A 19544-nucleotide genomic window follows, 5' to 3' on the forward strand; every position below is an offset into this window, starting at 1 on the left:
CTGTTCAAGGAGAGTGCGCTCATTTCCTCGGTCGGCGTGGCCGATCTCATGTTCGTCGGAGAGAGTATTTCGAACAGCACCGCGCGACCGCTCGAGTTCCTCACGACGGTCGGGATCATCTATTTCGCCGTTGCGTTTCCGCTGACACGCCTGGTGGGGGTTGTCGAAAAGCGCTTCCTCAGAAGGTTTGCGTATTAGCTGTGCGTGGATCGACGTAGTGTTGCCAGCGTCTGCCACGATTGTCGTCACAGTTCAGGATGAGAAAAGCATGTCTAGATTTGCGTTCAGGTGCATCGAAGGCCACACCGAGGGGATGCCCGTCCGGATGGTGGTGGAGGGCGCTCCCCAACTCATTGGTGCAACGATGAACGAGCGGCGCCTCTACTTCGTCGAGTACTTCGACTGGGTGCGACGCGCGCTGATGCTGGAGCCGCGCGGACATGGCCAGATGTCCGGCACGATCTTCTATCCGCCGATCAGCGACAACGCGGACTTCAGTCTGCTCTTCATCGAGACGTCGGGTTGTCTCCCGATGTGTGGGCATGCGACGATCGGCTCCATTTCGTTCGCACTGGAATCGGGGCTCGTCGTCCCGAAGCAGGAGGGGCGCGTCGTTGTGGACGTCCCCGCGGGCCAGGTGACGGCGCGCTATGAGATGAACGCAAAGCGGGTCACGTCAGTACGCTTTACGAACGTGCCAAGCTTTTTGCTGCATCGCGATGTTCAGATCGACGTGCCGCAGCTTGGCAGATTGACGGTCGATATCGCGTACGGCGGCAACTTCTATCCGATTGTTGAAGTGCAGGAAAACTATCCAGGCTGCGAGCACTTCAAGCCGGATCGATTGCTCGCCATGGGTCGCGAGGTTCAAAAACTCGTGAACGAGGCGGTCGACGTCGTGCATCCCGACAATCCAAAGATCAAGGGCGTCAAACACTGCATGTGGACAGGCAAGCCAATCGCCGACGATGCACACGGTCGCGCGGTAGTAATCGCTGGCGATTTCATCATCGACCGATCCCCTTGTGGGACGGGCAGTTCCGCCAGGGCCGCGCAGCGGCACGCACGCGGCTTGCTGCCAGTCGGGCAAGCATATGTACACGAAAGTCTGATCGGCAGCCGTTTCGTCGCACGTGTAGAAGGCACCACTAGGCTGCAGAGCGGGCTCGACGCGGTGTTTCCCAGCATCGAAGGCCGCGCGTGGATAACGGGCCGCGGTGAACACTTCGTCGAAGAGGCGCAGCCCTACGCGCATGGCTTCAGCATCGAGGAGTTCACGGCATGAACGCTATTTCGCGTGAAGATCTGCCGCCGGTTGCGAGCGCGAAGGAAAGCGAAGCCGCAGTCGGGGGGGAGGTGGCATCGTCGGGACGTGCTGCTGCCGGGCGCGCCACGAAGCAGAACTTGTCGCCATTCGGTGCCTATCGCTTCGGGTAATGGCGCGGCAGAAATCGTGAGACGGTACGCAACAAAATCGAGGTAGACGAATCATGCGTTGGAAAAAGAGCTTGCAGCTGGTCGGCGTGCATTGCGAAGGCGAGATCGGCAAAGTCATCACCGGCGGTGTCGTGAACATCCCGGGCGAAACGATGCTGGACAAGATGAATTACATCAACGAAGTCGACGACAGCGTGCGGCGACTCGTGGTGTTCGAGCCACGCGGCTGTCTGCAGATGTCCGTCAATCTGCTGCTTCCGCCCACGCGTCCTGAGGCGCACGCCGGTTTCATCGTGCTTCAGTCCGACAAGGCGCACCCGATGTCCGGCAGCAATTCGATCTGCGTCGTGACCGCCCTGCTCGAGCTTGGAATGGTGCCCATGCAGGAGCCGGAAACCACGGTCGTCCTGGATACGCCGGCGGGTCTTGTCACCGCTCGCGCAACGTGCCGCGATGGACGTTGCGTTGGCGTTTCGCTCGATATGGTGCCCGCGTTCGTCGAACACCTCGACTTGGAGATCAACACGGAGCATTTCGGCAAGCTGAAAGTGGACATCGCGTTCGGCGGGGTCTACTACGCACTCGTCGATGTCGGTCAGTTGGGGATCGACATTGCGCCTCACAACGCTCGCCGCCTGGCGGATTTTGGCGTCTCGCTCCGGGCGCAGATCGATGCGCAGGTGAAAGTGCAGCATCCGCTCTATCCGAAGATCGACCGGATCGCCTATGTCATGTTCCGCAACCGGCTCGACGAAACGACTTACCAGACCTGCACGACGTTGCCGCCGGGGCGGATCGATCGATCGCCGTGCGGCACAGGCAGCTCGGCCAATCTGGCGACGCTCGCCGCGCGCGGTCTGGTCGAGCCGGGAAGCCGCCTGACGTCGCGCTCGACGATCGGCAGTGAGTTCAAGGTCGAAATGCTCGGGCACGCGGACATCGGAGGAAGGCCGGCGGTGCTGCCGCGCATCACCGGCCGCGCGTGGATCTATAGCGTCGAGCAGATCGGCGTCGATCCCGAGGACCCGCTTGCCGCTGGCTTCATGCTTAGCGACACATGGGGCGAGGGATTTCCTGCGCCCTGACGCCAGACGGCCAGTTGGCCGTCGGCGAGATCCTTCACGCGTATTGATCAGTTACGGGACGGTGTCCCGCACGCGTCCCACACTTAGGCAAGCTTATGATTACCGGAAGAACCGGCGTTTTCTTCATGGTCGCTGACCCGATCGACCAAGTCAGAACCCCTGAGATTTTCAACGAGGTGTTTCCGCTTTGCGGAATCGATGCCGTCATGGTCCCGCTTCACGTGCGGCCGGAACACCTCGTCGAAACGGTCCGATCGGTTTTCCGGTCACCGACCACGCGCGGCATGGTGCTGTCGATTCCTCACAAGACTGCCGCGGCGCAACTGGTCGATCACTGCTCGAAGGGCGCGGCGACGGCCAATGCGGTCAATGCCATTCGCCGCAATGAGCGCGGCCAACTCGAGGGCGATCTGTTCGACGGGCTCGGATTCCTGAAGTCGATGGACCGGTATGCATTGACGTATCGCGGCAAGTCGACGCTGCTGATTGGCGCGGGCGGCGCCGCATCCGCCATTGCGACCGCGCTCGCGGAAGCGAAGGTTTCGAAAATCGCCGTATTTGATCCTGATACGGAGAAGGCCGCATCGCTTGCGCGCTCGATCGAAGCGCGTTACGCCGTTCAGACGATCGTGCAGGAGAACAACGACCCCGCGGGGTTCGAGATCGTGATCAACGCTTCGCCATTAGGTCTGAAGTCGTCGGACCCGCTTCCCGTGCCACCCGATCGTCTCGAAGCGGGCGCTCAGGTCTGCGACATCCTGATGAAAAATCAGCCCACGCCTTTGCTGCGGACCGCTATGGCGCGAGGCAATGTCGTGCTGCCCGGCTTCGACATGTTGATCCTGCAGTCCCCGTTGTTTCTCGATTACTTTGGACTTCCGCAAGCCGCCGAACTGTTGCGGCAGGACGATTCCTTTGCTCGCGATCTGCTCTTTCCCGAAGAACTTCGCGGGATGGTCAAGCGGGCAGCCTGATCCTAAACGGTTGGGTCGGGAAACGCTCTTAGCACACCTGGCCTGACTGCCAGTTTGCAGTTCAGCCGTAGAAGCGGGTATGCGCCTCATCTTTGAAAGAGGGGCGTTACGCTCGCTGCAGTCCGCAGTGCTCCGCTTGTTCGCCAGGGCGAGTCATTCTTCCACACGTTGAGCGGAAATACCTTAGTAAATAAACTTTAGGAGTACTAATGAAAAAGACCGTCCTGGCGGCCTCGCTGGCCGCATTGTCGTTTCCCGTCTTCGCGCAGAATAGCGTGACGCTGTATGGAATAATCGACGAGGGGTTCAATTACACGAACAATGTCGGTGGCAGCAAGGTCTACGAACTGCAAAGCGGCTATGCCCAGGGCAGCCGCTGGGGCTTGAAAGGAAGCGAAGATCTCGGTGGCGGGCTGAAGACCGTCTTCCAGATCGAGAACGGCTTCAACGTCAACAACGGCAAGCTCGGCCAAGGGGGGCTGATGTTCGGTCGCCAGGCTTACGTCGGTCTGGCGCAAGACAAGTACGGAACGCTCACGCTTGGACGGCAATATGATTCGCTCGTGGATTACCTCGCTCAGACCACGGCAAACGGCAATTGGGGCGGCGCAATCTTCTCGCATCCGTACGACAACGACAACACGGACAACACGTTCCGCGTCAACAACACGATCAAGTACACGAGTCCGACGCTTGCCGGATTCCAATTCGGCGGGACTTACAGCTTCAGCAACGACACGAACTTCGCGAACAATCGCCAGTACAGTGTCGGCGCGCAGTATGCGAACGGTGGCCTGCTGCTTGCGGCCGCATATCTCCAGGCGAACAATCCGTCGGCGACCGCGGGTGGAGCCATCAACAACGGTGGCGATGAGAATTTCGTGGCCAAGCGCCTTCGCGTTGTCGGCGCGGGCGTCAACTACACGTTTGGTGGCGCAACGCTCGGCTTTGCCTATACCAACACGAACGTAACGCAGCCAGTCAGTTCAGGCTACGTCGGCGCGATCACGCCAACCGGCGGCGCCACGCTGTCGTCGCTCAAGTTCGACAACTTCGAGGTCAACGCGAAGTATCAGTTCACGCCGGCGTTCTACGTCGGCGCCGAATACGCCTACACGCGAGCGACCTTCGATGCGACGAGCGGCAACCTGCACCCGAACTACCAGTCGGCCGGGCTGATGGCGGACTACAACCTGTCCAAGCGCACCGACGTCTATTTCCAGGGCGCCTATCAGCACGCCGGCGGGGATAAGACCGGTACGGTGCTCGACGTCGCCTACGTGCCGGGGGCGGATGCGGTGTCGTCGACCTCGAATCAGTTTCTGTTGCGGGCCGCGATTCGCCACAAGTTTTGAACGGGAAACGTAGGATCGGGCAGCCGAAACGATGAAGGAGTGTTCGCGTGCGAGAGCGCGAACAAGTTGCCCGGTTTCGCACCGGGCTTTTTTCTCTTCGATGTAAAGCTGACGTGCGGGATTTCGAAAGCAGCGTTGCGCGGGACGCAGGCACAGAATTCGACTGTCCATTGAGGTGAAACGATGTTTCTGCAAAACATGACTGTAAGAACAAGGTTGCTTGTCACCTTCTGCGCACTGACTGCGCTCGTGGTGCTAGTGTCGCTGCTGGCTTTGAACGAGCTCGCCGCGGCGCACGACCGCTTTGGCCACTATGTCAATGGCATCAGCGCACGCGCCAGGCTGTCCGAGAACGTGAGAGCCGCCGCGAACCGCCGGGCAACTGCCGAGCGCGACCTGGTGCTGGTGACGAAGCCGGACGATTTCGAATTTGAGAAGACGGAAGTCGCGCAGGCACGGGCCGACGTCAATGCGGCGCTGAAGGAGTTGAACGATCGGGTCGCGACCGATTCCGATGCGACAGGGAAAGGCAGAGATCTGGTTGCCGCGATCAATCGCGTGGAGGCCCAATACGATCCCGTTGCCGCCGCCGTGGAGAAGGCCGCTGAGAACAAGCAGTTCGACGAAGCGATCCTAATGATGAATGATCAGGCCCGCCCGCTGGCTGCCGCACTGATCAAGGCGACAGACGCATATGGTGCCTATGGGGAGGCACAGGCCCATGAGATGGTCGACGCCGCTTCAGTGCGCTACCAACGTGAGCGCTTGACGCTGATTGCGCTGTGCGCCATCGCTGTCCTGGCGGCTTTTGCAAGCGCTGTGCTGATTACGCGCAGCATGGCGAGATCGCTCGGCGCCGACCCGATCACATTGAGCGAACTGACGCGCCGTGTCGCGGCGGGCGATCTCGGCCCGCTGATCGGCATTCAGGATGCGCCGCAAGGCAGCGTGCTCGCTTCGATGGGCGACATGCAAGCCAGCCTTGTAAGGCTGATCGGGCAGGTGCGGCAGGCGGCAGATAGCATCGTGCATGGCTCGAGCCAGATCGCTGCCGGTAACGCGGAACTGTCGTCGCGCACGGAGCAGCAGGCCGCTTCGTTACAGGAAACCGCCGCCAGCATGGAAGAACTGACCGCAACGGTGTCACAGAATGCGGATAATGCGCAGCAGGCGAGCGCCCTCGCGGCGACCGCGTCTGAGGTTTCGCACCGTGGCAATGCGGTCGTCGCCCAGGTCGCCCACACGATGAACGATATCAACGCCAGTTCCGCCAAGATCGCAGAAATCACTGGCGTGATCGAAGGTATCGCATTCCAAACCAATATCCTGGCACTGAACGCGGCCGTCGAAGCTGCGCGTGCGGGAGATCAGGGTCGTGGCTTTGCCGTCGTGGCGGGGGAAGTGCGCGCTCTGGCGCAGCGCTCGTCCACGGCAGCGAAAGAAATCAAGGAACTGATCTCGGCGTCGGTGCAGAAAATCAGCGACGGTGCTTCCCTCGCCGACGAGGCGGGCCACACGATGACCGAAGTGATGAAAGCCATTGCGCGCGTTACCGATATCATGGCCGAGATTGCGGCCGCCTCGCATGAACAGAGCCGCGGCATCAGCCAAATCAACCGCGCCGTCACGCAGATGGACGAAGTCACGCAGCACAATGCCGCACTCGTGGAGGAAGCTGCGGCCGCATCGCGCTCGCTCGACGAAGATGGAGGGCAGCTTCGGTCGGCGATCGGTTCGTTTCGTCTGGATGCAACGGACGCCGACCGGGTCTATCGTTGAATCACCGCCTTGGCCGGACGTAACGCGAGGCGTGAAATCACATGGTGTCGTTCTCGGCCACGGGCGACGAAAGGACGAAAGCAGCGCACGAATCTAGATGGACCTGATGACGCCGCCATCGACGCGGACGTTCTGGCCGGTGATATACGCCGCTCCTTCCGACGCCAAGAAGGCGATGGTCGCCGCAATCTCCTCGCTTTTTCCATAGCGCTTCATCGGAACGCTCATGCGACGCTCTTCGGTCGCCGGAAGGCTGTCGATCCAGCCGGGCAACACGTTGTTCATGCGAACGTTGTCGCTCGCATACTGGTCTGCGAAGAGCTTCGTGAATGCGGCAAGACCCGCTCGGAACACGGTGGAGGTCGGGAAGAGGGGGCTCGGCTCGAACGCCCACGCAGTAGAGATATTGACGATCGCGCCGGCGCGTTGCTTCTGCATGATCGGTGCCACCAGGCGTGTGGGACGGATGACGTTCAGCAGATAGGTGTCCATCCCCTTGTGCCAGTCTTGGTCGGAAATCTCGAGTATGGGCGCGCGAGGTCCGTGTCCGGCGCTGTTGACGAGCACGTCGATGCGCCCCCACGCGGCCATCGCCTGATCGACGAGTGCGCGCAGATCGGTCTCGGACTGATTCGATCCCGTTACGCCGACACCGCCGAGCTCGGCGGCCAGCGCCTCGCCTTTGCCCGATGACGAAAGGATGCCGACCTTGAAGCCGTCCGCGGCAAGACGCCGCGCTGCTGCGGCGCCTAATCCGCTACCGCCGGCCGTGACCAATGCGACTTTGAGTGTTGTCATTTGTTTATGTTACGGGTTGGAAGCCTCATAGCGCAAGCCGTCGATGAATAGCTCCACCAACCTTCGGGGGTCGGGCTGTTCGGCATATTCAGCGGGGGTGCAGAGAGCTCCCACGCCACACAGAAGCTCCTCGGACTTGATACCTTTGCGAATTTGGCCTGAAGCGATGGCAGCGTCTAAAAGGTTTTGAACGACGGGGCGAAGCCGTTCCTGAAAGTGCGGAGCCAGAGCTTTTAAGGCAGGATCATCCGAACTCAGGGACGCGGCCAGTCCACGCCTCGCCGTCACGAAATCAACGTAGCAATCAACCCAACGAATCAGCGCCTCAGCCGCACTGTACTTCGCAGCGAGCCGAGTCCCTGCTTCCGCACAAGCATCCACCTCATTGCGCAGCACAGCCGCGATAAGGTCTGAACGTCGTGGGAAGTGGCGATAGATGGTACCCACCCCCACGCCAGCCTTCTGTGCAATCTCACGCACTGGCGCATCCACGCCAGACGAGTCAAAAACAGCCAATGCGGTCCGCAAGAGCGTATCGATGTTGCGTTGTGCGTCAGCCCGCACCGGGCGAGAAGTGTTTTCCTTAATGGCCTTGTCGGTCTTACTCGTCAATTTACTTCCTCTTTTGAACGTGTCAGGCAATCAGTCAGGGGCTGCGGCACTGGTTGAGCGTCTGAGCGCGGCTGCGCGCAGCACCTGCCGAGTCCGTGACACCGATCAGTCAGGAAGGCGCGCCGACAGCAGCTCGCCGGCAGGCTAGGCGCACTGAGCCATAGCTGAGGGGTTGCAAAGCGGAACAATGTTCCGAATAATCCGTAAACGGATCTGCGTTCCGGTTAAATTCTAACCTAGTGCGCTGGTTCTATTCACCCTTTCCAGGAGAGAGCATGCATAGCAAACCTGTCGCACTCGTTACCGGTGCAAACAAAGGAATCGGGCTTCAGATCGCCAAGGAACTGGCGTCGAAAGGCTTCAAAGTGCTTGTCGGCGCACGCAACCTTGCCCTGGGTGAAGTGGCCGCAAAAAGCGTCGGCGCAGACGCCGATGCAATCGAACTTGATGTCACAAACGGGGCGTCGATTGACGTGGCGGCGAAGCATATCGAGGAAAAACTAGAGCGTCTCGATGTTCTTGTCAACAACGCTGGGGTTTCGCGCCCCATCGAGCCGGGGACGCCGATGGAGGAAATGAGGGATGGGGACAAGATGACCCGTGCATCCGTTGCCGATATGCGCTTCGTGTTTGAGACGAATGTGTTCGGCGTTGTCGCCGTCACCCAGGCGATGTTGCCGCTCCTGCGTAAAGCACCGGCCGGACGGATCGTCAATATTTCCAGCTCAGGCGGCTCGCTTACGCTGAAGAACAATCCGGCGGACTATTCGCGAAGCTACGTTGGGGTTTATCAGGCATCGAAAACCGCACTGAATGCGGTCACACAAGCGTTTGCCATTGAGTTGGAGGGAACGAACATCAAAGTCAATGCCGCTTGTCCGGGGTTTACCGCGACCGACATGACCAACCATGCGCCTGGAGCGGGGGCGGTAGAAGATGCGGCACGAGAGCCTGTCCGTCTCGCTCTCCTTGACGCGAGTGGGCCAACCGGTACCTTCTCTAATGTAGACGGTTCGCTTCCTTGGTAACGCGGTCAACATAGCTGAAGCCATCAGGCCGCTTGCCGCTCGTTGAGCGGCGACCCAATTGTTCGCGAACGTCATTGGACTGACGTAGTTCAACGTCGAAGTAATCGGCCCGCACGAGAACGTTAAAGTGATTCTTTGAGTCGATGGAGCCCCTGTCAATCCAGGGGCCAGTCAAAGGCAGATCGAGTCACAAGTCACAATGCGACCGGTTTGTCCCACAGATTCAGCGACTGTCCAATACCGTTTTGCAACGCGTTCCGATACATGTCGAAACCCCAGCTGATGTCGAAGACGGACATCCCGCAGGCAATGAAAATAACCCGTTCCTCCGCGTTTTCGCGCCCCGGTTTGACGCCGTTGACGACATCGCCAAGACCGGTCGAATCGGCAAGCGCGGGCAGCTTGCCCGCGTCGATCAGCCGGTAGAAAGGACCGCCGATGACGCCGCTGTAGTAGGCGTCTTTGTTGCCCGACGCGATTGCATCTTCGACATACGCTTCCTGAAGCGGCGTGTGATCGAACACGATCTTGCAGCTCGTGAGAAAGGATTCATCCGTATTGAAGGGGCCCGAGACCAAGATCGTCGCTCCCTCCTTGATCCATTCGTCCTTGAAGTAGAGCGGCTTCAGGCGTGAGGCCGCAACGGTGATGACGTCGGCGCCGCGAAAACCCTGCTCGGCTTCATCGACGCCGATCGCATCGATACCATACTTTTCTTCGACCCACCCGGCAAAGTCATTGGCCTTTTCCAAGAACACGTCGAAGCAAACCACTTTCTCGACAGCGCCGAGCTGCGTCATGATTGCCGTGAAGCAGGCCTTGTTGATCGGTCCGCAGCCGATCACCGATACGGTTCGGGAGTCCTTCTTCGCCAGATACTTCGCGCCCACGCCCGGTACGGCGCCCGTTCGCGCGGCGCTCAGCAGGTTGGCCGACATCAGGGCCAGCGGCGCGCCCGTGTCCTTATCGTTGAGCATCATGGTGAGGATCGAGCGCGGCAGCCCCTTGTCGGCATTGGCGTGATTGGACCCGTACCACTTGTTGCCGCACACGTCGAAGCGGCCGCCGAGATAACCGGGCATCGCGGCGAAGCGACGATCGGGGCCTGCCACCGGCATGTTGGGGAACTTCGTCTCTTTGGGGAAGACGATATTCATGCCATGGTTGTTGTGATTCGCGCCGCCCATCAAGTAATCGCCTTTGCCGAGCAGGCTGAACGTCTCCTCGCAGACGTCGACGCAGCGCGCGGCATCGAGCACGCCAGCGGCAATCATATCGGGCTCTGAAAGATAAAGAAAATCGATTTTCGGGTACATGGAAATAGCGTTTCCGCAGTGAATGATGGGATGGGTGCGGCGGCTCACACTTCGAGCCGCATGGGTGACGCTAGAAGCGAAGCAGTGGGGAGATGTCGTAGAGCTTGCACCCGGGGCTTCGCGCATTGGCTCGCATCAGGAAGTTCAGTTTCTCGATGCGCTCGCCGGAACGCGGTGCGCCGTTTTTCTGGAACGGCACTTCGAGGCCCACCGAAAAGTCCATGACGACGTCGTCCACGACACCGCCGGAGCGACCCGACGGCACCGCGATCAGGCCATGCCGTTCGGCGAACCGATAAGCATCCATTGCCTCGGTGATCGTGCCGACCTGATTGGGCTTCAGCACGAACCCGTCCACGGCATGATTTTCGTGAGCCCGCTGCAGCAGAGCCAGGTTCGTCACCGTGAGGTCGTCCCCCAGCACCAGCGTGCGGCGCAGCTCTTGAACCGCTCTACTAAAGCCCGTCCAGTCGTTTTCGTCGAGCAGATCCTCGATGAAAACCAGGTTGAATCGCTCGGTCAGATACTTGGCATAAGCGATCAGCTCGGCGGATGACACGCGCTCGCCTTTCAGCAAGTAAGTGCCGGTTTCCTTGTCGTACATTTCGCTCGACGCGCAATCGAGTGCGAACGCGATCCGGCCCGTGTAGCCGCATTCATCGATCGCCTGCTGCATCAGCATGAGGACGGTCTCGGGGTCTTCGGAGGGCGCGGCGTATCCATAGGAACTCGCGACACTGGGCTTGTGGTCGAGATATGCGGTGAGCACGTCACCAAGCTTCTGGAACACGGCGACCGCCATCTCGATCGCGAAGTCGACGCTGTCGGTGCCGTACGGCACGATCAGGAACTCGTTGAACGCCTGAGTGAGCGCTTCGTATCGCCCGCCGTTGATCACATTGAAGCAGGGCACCGGCACGGTCCTGATATCGCGACCCGCAATATGCTCGTAGAGCGGAATCGATATCGAATCCGCCGCCGCGCGAAATGCTGCGATCGAAACCGAGTAGATCGTGTTGCCGCCGAGGCGACGCTTGTCCGGCGTGCCGTCGAGCGCGATCATCTTTTCGTCGATCGCGCGCTGATCGAACACGTTCATGCCGAGCAGAGCTGGGCCGATGACGTTGACCGCGTGGTCGACGGCCTTGTGAACGCTGAGCCCCTTGTAAGTCGACGGATCGCCGTCGCGCAGGACGAACGATTCGTGCATGCCGACGGATGTGCCTGTAGGCGCGGCGCCTCGGCCCACGGCACCACCTTCAGTGCGTATCTCGACTTCCACGGCGGGGCGGCATTTGCAGTCGATGATCTGCTGTGCACTAACCGATGCGATCCGGTCTTCCATGTCACTTGCCCTCCGGAACATAGAGGATGTTGAGGTCGCACAGGTTGGTGCCGGTATTGCCCGTGAAGACCGCCGATCCGATCGCGTCGAGTGCCTCGAAGCAACTGTGCTCGCGCAACGCCTGGTACAGGCTGATGCCTTTTGCAGATGCGGCCGCCAAACTGCCGGAATCGGTGATACCGCCGGCGACTTTCGCGGTGCCGTCCGTCCCTTCGCTGTCGATCGACAACAGACACGCGCCTTGGGTCTTCGCCGCGGTGATGGCGAAGCTGACGGTCATTTCCTGCCCCGGTCCGCCATGCCCCTTGATCACGCTGTTATCGTCGATCAGCGTTGTTACCTCGCCGGAACTGAGCAGCACGCACGGCGGGTTGATCGGATTGCCGTAGGTCTGGATCTCGCGCGCGATCGAAGCGAAGAAGGTGCCGGCATCGCGGCTCTCTCCCTCGAGGAAGGAGGAGACGATCATCGCGGTGATGCCCATCTGCTCACAGATTTCCTTCGCGACGATGCAGGAGTCCGGCAACGTGTTGAGGAGGAAGTAAGTGTTGTCGGGAAACGCTTTGGGCGTCTCGGCCTCAGGGCCGGCGTTCATCAGATAGTCGACGACACTTCGGGGCAGCCGGTCCGCAACGTTGCGATTGACGATCGTCGCGCGCGCGTCGTCGAGCGTCGTCATGTCGGGGCCGATTGGCGTGCTCTTGTAGGCCGCGTAGGGCACGGCGATGTCGCCCGTTGCCGGCGAACCGACCGCATCGCTGATACCGAAGCCGATCAGCTCCGCGCCCACGTCGCGAATGCGCTTTGCGAGCATGCCGCCGTTGAGCGCCGAAATGTGACGCCGCACCGCGTTGATTTCGTAAATGCCCGCACCCGACTTCAGCAGCACGTCAGTCGTGTCGATTTCATCCTGCAGCGAGATGCCGTCGATCGGACATGACATCAGTGCGGAGCTGCCGCCACTGATGACGGCGATGAACAGGTCGTCCGGTCCTGCCTGATCGACGAGCTCGATGATCTGCTTCGAGGCGCGATATCCCTCGGCGTTCGGCAGCGGGTGACCGCCGACGAACACCTGGGTGCGGTTGAAGTGGTCTGTCTCCTCACGGATCTTGACGATGGCGATGCCGCGCGTGAGGTGGTCGCCGAGCACATGGTCCACGGCCATCGCCATATGGTTGCAGGCCTTCCCGGCGCCAATCAGATAGACGTTGCGCTTTCGCGCCAAGTCCCATGAACGCGTGCCGATATGTAGCACGCTGCCTTCCATGCGCATGATGCTTCTGATGCGCTGATAGCTGTCGAGCCTGTCGAGCGTGCGCTCTGCAATCTCAAGAACAATGCGCCTCGAGTCCACGTCGCCTAGTAAGAGCAATTCAGTCGAGTTTCGTATTTTCTTCATAGGGAAATGCGATGCGATGTACCGCTGTGTCGATGTCGATAACTGTTCGTCAATTTAGGCAAACGCATCAAACAGATACATGTACACTTGGGTAGGCTGCCGGATCGCTGTATAGGTGCCGACGCCTCTACAGTCGGCTGTCCTCTTCATCGGCAACGCGCAAAATGAAACCCCTTCTCACGCTCGATCCCGCTTCGCAGACGCCGCTCACCCTCCAGATCGTGGCGGGCGTGACGACGGAAGTGGAGGAGAAGCGCTGGCGGGCTGGCATGCGGGTGCCGAGCATTCGCACATTCGCTGACGCGCACGGTGTATCCACCTTCACCGTGGTCGAGGCATACGACCGGCTGGTTGCGCAAGGCGTGCTATTCGCGCGGCGCGGAGCAGGCTTCTTCGTGTCCGACCGGAGCGCGGCACCGCCGCGCAAGGTAGCGGAAACACTGGACGAGCAGGTTACCAATGGCTGGCTGGTTCGCAACTTTCTCGCTTCGAGCGAAGGCACGATTCACGCGGGTGCCGGATGGCTTCCGGAAGCGTGGTTCGATAGCGACGGTATCGCACGGGCGCTCAGGCAGCTGGCTTCGCATCCCGAGGGGCTCCTTGGTTATGGACACGCCAGAGGATATGAGCCGCTACGCGAGCAGATCGTGAGGCGACTGGCCGAAGTCGAGATCGAGACGGATCTCGTCGGTGTATTGACCACGTTAGGCGCGAATCAGGCGCTCGATCTGGTCGCACGGCAATTTACCCAGCCTGGCGACACGGTGCTCGTCGACGAGCCATGCTATAGCGACCTGCTGGTCGCGTTGCGACGACGCGAGGTTCGAAGCATCGGCATTCCGATGACGGCCTGCGGTCCCGATGTGGCGGCGATGGAGGCGGCACTGCACACGCACCGCCCGAAGCTCTATTTCACGAATAGCCGATTGCACAACCCGACAGGCGCGAGCTACAGTTCCGCGACCGCATTCCAAGTGCTGAAAATTGCGGAGCAGCACGATTGCCTGATCGCGGAAGACGATGTCTCGGCCGATCTCGTGCAAGGTTCTCATCCAACGCTCGCGTCGATGGATCAACTCAAGCACGTGATCTATATCGGCAGCTTCTCGAAGACGATCGGTGCAGGATTGCGCGTCGGTTTCGTGGCTGCGGACAGTGAGATCATCGAAGGGTTGCTATACCAGAAGCTCGTATCGGGCATGTCGACTCCTACGGTCACCGAACAGCTCGTGAGCTCGATACTGTCCGAGGGGCACTTCCGCAAGCAAACGGAGCAGCTGAAGGAGCGCCTCGCGAAGGCGCAGGAGAAAACCTGTCGTCGGCTCGACGCAATCGGATTCGAGGTTTTCTGCGAACCTCGCGCTGGAATGTTCGTCTGGGCGCGACCGGCGGACGCCGACCTCGACTCCGTGCAACTAGCCGACGTTGCGCTGGAGAACCGGATACTGCTCGCACCAGGCCATCTGTTTTACGCGGATCGCCCCAAAACCGGTTGGCTGCGATTCAACGTGGCGCACTGCAATTTCGACCGGCTGTTCAATTTCCTCGCCGAATCCGTGGGCCGTTGAGGCGGCGGCACCCGGCCGCCTGCATCGATGCGGTTCACAGCACCGCGATTGATTCCGTCATGTTCTGGCGCATGTAGTCGAGGAAGCGCTTCTGGAACAGCATCGTGTGCTCGTGGGCGAGCTTCTCCGCCGCATCCGCATCCTGCCGCGCAATCGCATCGATCAGGTCGGCGTGGTCGCGCCCAAGCTGCGTTGCTGTGGAAGTGGTCAACGTGTAGTCGAAGTGGAGGTGCATCAGGCGTTGGCCTTCGCCGAGCAGGCGCTCGTAATATCCCACGAAATACGGATTATTCGCGGCGCGTGCGATTTCCATGTGCAGCGCCTTGTTGGTCTCGGACATCGCCTGGTAATCGCCGCTGCCGAGCGCTCGCTTATATACGTCGTCTGCTTTGCGCAGGCGCTTGAGGTCCTCGTCCGTACGATGCAACGCCGCGAGCCGTGTTACCGCGCGCTGAATGAGGTCAAGCGCCGAAATATATTTCGGGAATTCCTCGATCTCGAACGGTGTGACGAGCGTCGTGCGGTTCGGCAAGATGGTGACCAGGCCTTCGCTGATGAGTCGAGCCAGTGCATCGCGAACGGGCGAGCGTGACAGGCCGAACTGTTCGGCGAGCGACACCTCATCGAGCGGGGCGCCGGGCTTGAGTTGCAGGGTGAGAATCTGCTTTCGCAGTTCTTCGTAAATGTATCGCCCGCCATGTCGGCGCACACCGGCTTCTTTTTCCGCCGTCGCTTTGGTCATCGTTCCACCGCTTCCGTTGTAGGCCCGAAATAGCGGGCGTGCATTCAAGTCTATCATTGTGCGCGCTCCGTCCTGGAACCACCTGGATGCCTGTCTGGCGTGGGTGCCGGATGCCCAGACTGCATTTGCCTTACCTGATGTACCAGCCCCACGGCTTGCCGCTCACGTACCGAGTGATCTGCTTCGTTTCGAGGTAGTTGTTCAATCCCCACTCGCCGAGTTCGCGGCCGATGCCGCTCTGCTTGTAGCCGCCCCATGGCGCTTCGGTGAAGGTCGGCTGCGAGCAGTTGATCCACACGATGCCGGCGCGCAGAGCCCGAGCGACGCGTTCGCAGCGTTCGTCATCGCGCGACATCACGGCTGCGCCGAGGCCGAAGCGGGAATCGTTCGCCAATCGAACCGCTTCTGCTTCGTCGTCGAATGCGCGAATGCAGACCACCGGGCCGAAAATTTCTTCCTTCCATATCCAGCTGTCGGTCGGCACATCGGCGAAAACGACGGGCTCGATGAAGTAGCCTTTGTCGAGATGCGCGGGGCGAGCTCCTCCCGTCATGAGGTGCGCGCCTTCATCCTTGCCGCGCTGCACGGCCTCGCGGACCTTGTCGTATTGCCCCTTGCTGACGAGCGGGCCAAGAAGCACGCCTTCCTGAAGACCGTTTCCGATGGAGATTTTCCGCGCTTCCTTTTCCAGCCGCGCAAGCAATCGTTCGTAGATGCCTCGCTGCACGAGCACGCGCGACGTCGCAGAACAGACTTCCCCCTGATTCCAGAAGATGCCGAACATGATCCATTCGACGGCTGCGTCGATGTCGCTGTCGTCGAACACGATGAACGGCGACTTGCCGCCGAGTTCGAGGCTCACGTTCTTGATGTCGCGTGCGGCCGCTTGCATGATGCGGCTGCCGGTTGGCACGCTGCCGGTGAACGCAAGTTTGTCGATGCCCGGATGCTCCGAGAGCGGGGCGCCCGCGTCCTTGCCCGTGCCCGTCACGATGTTGAGCACGCCCGGCGGCAGATCGGCGGCGGCCGCGATGTGGGCCAGTTCGAGGGCAGTGAGGGGCGTCAGTTCCGACGGCTTGAGCACCATCGTGCAGCCGGCTGCGAGGGCAGGGGCGACTTTCCATGCCGCCATCAGAATCGGGAAATTCCACGGAGTGATGGCGCCGGCCACCCCGACCGGCTCTTTGCGCGCGACCGAGCTGAAGCGCTCGTCGGGCAGCGCAACGGGCGTCTCGGCTCGTTCGTCGAGTTGTTCTGCGAGGTCGGCGTAGTACTCGAAGCAGCCGGCGGCGTCGCCGACGTCCCACAACGCTTCGGGCAACGGCTTGCCGTTGTCGCGCACTTCGATTTCCGCCAGTTCCGGCAGGCGGTCTCGGATGCCTTGGCCGATCCGGCGCAGCACGGCCGCGCGGTCGCCGCCGCGCATGCGTGGCCACGGGCCTTCGTCGAACGCCTTGCGAGCGGCCTTGACCGCGAGGTCCACGTCTTCCGCTGTCGCGGCAGCGACCTTCGCGATCGTCTGCTCGGTGCTCGGATCGATGGTCTCGAAGCTCCCGTTGTGGACGGGTGCTACCCAACGGCCATCGATGAAAAGTTGCTCGTAGGATTTCATATTGGGGGGTGTTTCGTGTCAGAACCGGTAGGCGCTGAAAGGTGTGAGGTCCTGCTTCGTGGGCCGGCCGGCCACCAGGTCGGCGATCAAGCGTCCGGTGGTCGCGCCGAGCGTGAGGCCGAGCTGCCCATGACCGAATGCCATGAAGACGTTCGACAACCGACGCGATCGATCGATGATCGGCTTGGTATCGGGCAGAAACGGGCGGTACCCGACGCCGTACTCGACCTTCGACGTTCGCATCTCCGGCAATACGCGCTTCGCCTTCTCGAGAATGATGTCCGCGCGCTTGAAATTCGGTTTGGCGCCGGCGCCGGCGAACTCGATCGTCCCGCCGATCTGCAGCCCGCGTGTCATCGGCGTGAAGCAGAACCCGCCGGCCGCATAGATGGTGGAATGGCGGATTTCGACACCCGGATCCGCCACGACCGCCTGATAGCCCGCGATGCCTTGCAACGGGACGTCGACGCCCAGCGCGCCAAAGAAGCGACGAGAACCCGTGCCCGCGGCAACGACGACGTGCTGAGCGGCTACCCGGTCGCCGTTAGCCAGTGTGACGCCGGTGGCGCGGCCGCTCGATTCGTCGATCCGGGTTGCTTCGGTGCGGACTCGGCGGCCGCCTTGTGCAACGAAGCTTTCCGTCAGTGCCGCGATAAAGCCCATCGTGTCATTCACGGCACGCCACTCGGGGAAGATGACACCGTGCGAAAATTTTCCGGCGAACGCCGGCTCGAGATCGCCGATTTCTTTCGCGTCAAGCCGCTGCGATTTGAAGCCGAGTGACGTCCGCAGGTCCAGGTGCGGCTTCTCATGCGCAAGTGCACTCGGGTCGTCGAATAGTTCGAGGACCGGCCGTGCGCCCATCAGCGCCTGGTCATCGCAGGCCTCGAGCAGCGGAGCGAAATCCGCGAACACGTCATGCGTCAGCGTCGCCATGGCCTGCGCAATGTCGACGATCTTCGAATGGCGCGCGCACATCAGAAAGCGGAAAAACCATGGGATGATGCCCGGCAATGCGCCGGGGCGAAGCGCGAGCGGTCCCGTCTGATCCATGAGCCAGCCCGGTATCTTCTTCAAGATGCCGGGTTTGGACAGGGGAATGATTTCGCTGATCGCAATCTGGCCGCAGCTCCACTTCGCCGTGCTGTTGCCAGGCGCTTCCGGGTCGACGAGCGTCACCATGAAGCCACTGCGCTGAAGATACAGCGCGCAGCATACGCCCACGATCCCGCCGCCGATCACCACGGCGGATTCTTGGCTGGCGGGCCGCGTGTCGTGCGAAGAGATTTCGCTCGGAACTGCGTTCAATTCATGTACTCCCGAATCATGTAGAAGCATGAAGCCGGCGCAATCGGAGCGCCGGCCCTTATACAGCGAGTTTTCGCATCAAGCCTGAGCGGCTTCAAATACCGCACGGAAGTCGGCCTTTTCCTCTTCGGTCAACGGCTTGAGCGGCATGCGCGCCGCGCCAACCTTGAAGCCCGCGAGCTCGCAGCCATACTTCACCTTCTGAACGAACTTGCCGGCTTCCATCGTCGCCATCACCGGGAACAGCGAGCGCATCACGTTCTGCGCGCCACGGATGTCACCGGCAGAGAACTTGTTGTAGAAATCGACGACCGGCTTGACGAAGCAGTTCGCCGGGCCGCAAATCCAGCTGCTTGCGCCCCAGAGGAAGAAGTCGAGTGCTTGGTCATCCGAACCGCACGAGAGTTCGTAGTGGTTCTTGTACTTCTCGCCGATCTCGATCGCGCGCAGCAAGTTGCCGCTGCTTTCCTTGATACCGACGACGCGATCGTTGTCCTTGAATGCTTCCAGCACGCCGAAGCCAACTTCGACGTTCGTGCGAACGGGGTAGTTGTACAGGATGATGTTGACGTCCGGCACTGCTTCCAGGATCGCTTCATAGTGGCCGATGAGCTCTTCCTGCGAGGGCAGCGCATAGTAGGGCGGCGCAATGAGGACGTTCTTGTAGCCGGCGTCGCGGACGAGTCGCGTTTGCTCGATCACTTCACGCGTCGACGATCCATTCGCGCCGGCGATCAGTGTGCCTCGATCACCGACCACTTCGCGAACGGTCTTCAGAATGGCGCGCCGTTCGTCGTGCGTCAGCGCATAGTATTCGCCCGTCGAGCCAAGCGGAACAAAGCCGCTGACGCCAGCCCCGAGCTGGAATTCGAGGATGTTCGCGAGCGTGTCATGATCGACGCTGCCGGCGGCATTGAAGGGGGTGACGAGCGCGGGAAGAATGCCTTTCATCAGCATGAGTGTTGCTCCACGTTAGACGGGTTGGTTAGTAGGCAAAACGCCTGAGAAATCGCGTTTCAACCACGCCGACCAGACGCGTCAGCGGGAAAGCGACCAGGAAATAGATGACGGCGACGGTAGTGAGCAATTCCACGGGCCTTGCGGTGCTGTTCGAGATGTTCTGTCCAACGAACATCAAATCGGCCACGCCGACCGAGGAAATCAGCGCGCTCTCCTTGAACAA

At 60.8% G+C, this 19544-nt stretch carries 16 protein-coding genes and 3 pseudogenes; 9 read left to right on the forward strand and 10 right to left on the reverse strand.

Going from position 1 to position 19544, the window contains the following annotated elements; all coding sequences use genetic code 11:
- The 7 genes and pseudogenes from AB4Y31_RS31280 to AB4Y31_RS31310 all read left to right on the forward strand — a co-directional run.
- Positions 1-198 (forward strand): annotated as a pseudogene (locus tag AB4Y31_RS31280) (amino acid ABC transporter permease); the annotation flags it as partial.
- 70 nt (positions 199-268) lie between these two features.
- Positions 269-1285 carry a 4-hydroxyproline epimerase gene (locus AB4Y31_RS31285; RefSeq protein ID WP_368677366.1) on the forward strand — a complete coding sequence of 339 codons (1017 nt, stop codon included), beginning with the start codon at positions 269-271 and terminating at the stop codon, positions 1283-1285.
- Positions 1282-1437, forward strand: coding sequence for a hypothetical protein (locus AB4Y31_RS31290; protein ID WP_368677367.1), 156 nt, complete (start codon positions 1282-1284; stop codon positions 1435-1437). Before AB4Y31_RS31285 ends, AB4Y31_RS31290 begins: the two co-directional genes overlap by 4 nt.
- 53 nt (positions 1438-1490) lie before the next feature.
- The gene (locus AB4Y31_RS31295) at positions 1491-2522 is read left to right on the forward strand and encodes a proline racemase family protein (protein ID WP_368677368.1); all 1032 of its coding nucleotides are present in this window, start codon (positions 1491-1493) and stop codon (positions 2520-2522) included.
- 95 nt (positions 2523-2617) lie between these two features.
- Positions 2618-3496, forward strand: a complete 879-nt coding sequence (locus tag AB4Y31_RS31300) for a shikimate dehydrogenase (RefSeq protein ID WP_368677369.1) — start codon at positions 2618-2620, stop codon at positions 3494-3496.
- Between the two features lie 209 nt (positions 3497-3705).
- The gene (locus tag AB4Y31_RS31305) at positions 3706-4851 is read left to right on the forward strand and encodes a porin (RefSeq protein WP_368677370.1); all 1146 of its coding nucleotides are present in this window, start codon (positions 3706-3708) and stop codon (positions 4849-4851) included.
- A 183-nt stretch (positions 4852-5034) separates the two neighbouring features.
- Positions 5035-6555, forward strand: a pseudogene (locus tag AB4Y31_RS31310) (methyl-accepting chemotaxis protein); the annotation flags it as partial.
- A 168-nt stretch (positions 6556-6723) separates the two neighbouring features.
- Here the strand turns inward: AB4Y31_RS31310 and AB4Y31_RS31315 are convergent.
- Both AB4Y31_RS31315 and AB4Y31_RS31320 read right to left on the reverse strand, forming a co-directional pair.
- Positions 6724-7428: an SDR family oxidoreductase gene (locus tag AB4Y31_RS31315; RefSeq protein ID WP_368677371.1), complete on the reverse strand. Its 705-nt coding sequence runs from the start codon at positions 7426-7428 to the stop codon at positions 6724-6726.
- 9 nt (positions 7429-7437) lie between these two features.
- On the reverse strand, positions 7438-8040 hold the full coding sequence (locus AB4Y31_RS31320; protein WP_368677372.1) for a TetR/AcrR family transcriptional regulator: 603 nt from the start codon (positions 8038-8040) through the stop codon (positions 7438-7440).
- Between the two features lie 275 nt (positions 8041-8315).
- Between AB4Y31_RS31320 and AB4Y31_RS31325 the strand changes: the two genes are divergently transcribed.
- The gene (locus AB4Y31_RS31325) at positions 8316-9068 is read left to right on the forward strand and encodes an SDR family oxidoreductase (RefSeq protein ID WP_368677373.1); all 753 of its coding nucleotides are present in this window, start codon (positions 8316-8318) and stop codon (positions 9066-9068) included.
- Positions 9069-9262: 194 nt separating this feature from the next.
- Here the strand turns inward: AB4Y31_RS31325 and AB4Y31_RS31330 are convergent, their stop codons facing one another.
- The 3 genes from AB4Y31_RS31330 to AB4Y31_RS31340 all read right to left on the reverse strand — a co-directional run bounded on the left by AB4Y31_RS31330 (position 9263) and on the right by AB4Y31_RS31340 (position 13131).
- Positions 9263-10384, reverse strand: coding sequence for a tyramine oxidase subunit B (locus AB4Y31_RS31330; protein ID WP_368677374.1), 1122 nt, complete (start codon positions 10382-10384; stop codon positions 9263-9265).
- A gap of 70 nt (positions 10385-10454) precedes the next feature.
- Positions 10455-11729, reverse strand: coding sequence for an enolase C-terminal domain-like protein (locus AB4Y31_RS31335; RefSeq protein ID WP_368677375.1), 1275 nt, complete (start codon positions 11727-11729; stop codon positions 10455-10457).
- A gap of 1 nt (position 11730) precedes the next feature.
- A complete protein-coding gene (locus AB4Y31_RS31340) occupies positions 11731-13131 on the reverse strand; it encodes a glycerate kinase (protein ID WP_368677376.1) in 1401 nt (466 codons plus the stop codon).
- Between the two features lie 164 nt (positions 13132-13295).
- Between AB4Y31_RS31340 and AB4Y31_RS31345 the strand changes: the two genes are divergently transcribed.
- Positions 13296-14699 carry a PLP-dependent aminotransferase family protein gene (locus AB4Y31_RS31345; protein WP_368677377.1) on the forward strand — a complete coding sequence of 468 codons (1404 nt, stop codon included), beginning with the start codon at positions 13296-13298 and terminating at the stop codon, positions 14697-14699.
- Positions 14700-14733: 34 nt separating this feature from the next.
- On the opposite strand, the gene AB4Y31_RS31350 is transcribed toward AB4Y31_RS31345, so the two are convergent.
- From AB4Y31_RS31350 to AB4Y31_RS31370, 5 genes and pseudogenes are all read right to left on the reverse strand, one after another.
- Entirely contained in the window at positions 14734-15441 is a 708-nt protein-coding gene (locus AB4Y31_RS31350) for a GntR family transcriptional regulator (protein WP_368677378.1), read from the reverse strand.
- Between the two features lie 130 nt (positions 15442-15571).
- Entirely contained in the window at positions 15572-17053 is a 1482-nt protein-coding gene (locus AB4Y31_RS31355) for an aldehyde dehydrogenase family protein (RefSeq protein ID WP_368677379.1), read from the reverse strand.
- An 18-nt stretch (positions 17054-17071) separates the two neighbouring features.
- Positions 17072-18361, reverse strand: a complete 1290-nt coding sequence (locus AB4Y31_RS31360) for an NAD(P)/FAD-dependent oxidoreductase (RefSeq protein ID WP_368677380.1) — start codon at positions 18359-18361, stop codon at positions 17072-17074.
- A 78-nt stretch (positions 18362-18439) separates the two neighbouring features.
- On the reverse strand, positions 18440-19318 hold the full coding sequence (locus tag AB4Y31_RS31365; protein WP_368677381.1) for a dihydrodipicolinate synthase family protein: 879 nt from the start codon (positions 19316-19318) through the stop codon (positions 18440-18442).
- Between the two features lie 28 nt (positions 19319-19346).
- Positions 19347-19544 (reverse strand): annotated as a pseudogene (locus tag AB4Y31_RS31370) (amino acid ABC transporter permease); the annotation flags it as partial.

This window comes from Trinickia sp. EG282A (assembly GCF_040965455.1).
Classification (GTDB): domain Bacteria; phylum Pseudomonadota; class Gammaproteobacteria; order Burkholderiales; family Burkholderiaceae; genus Trinickia; species Trinickia symbiotica.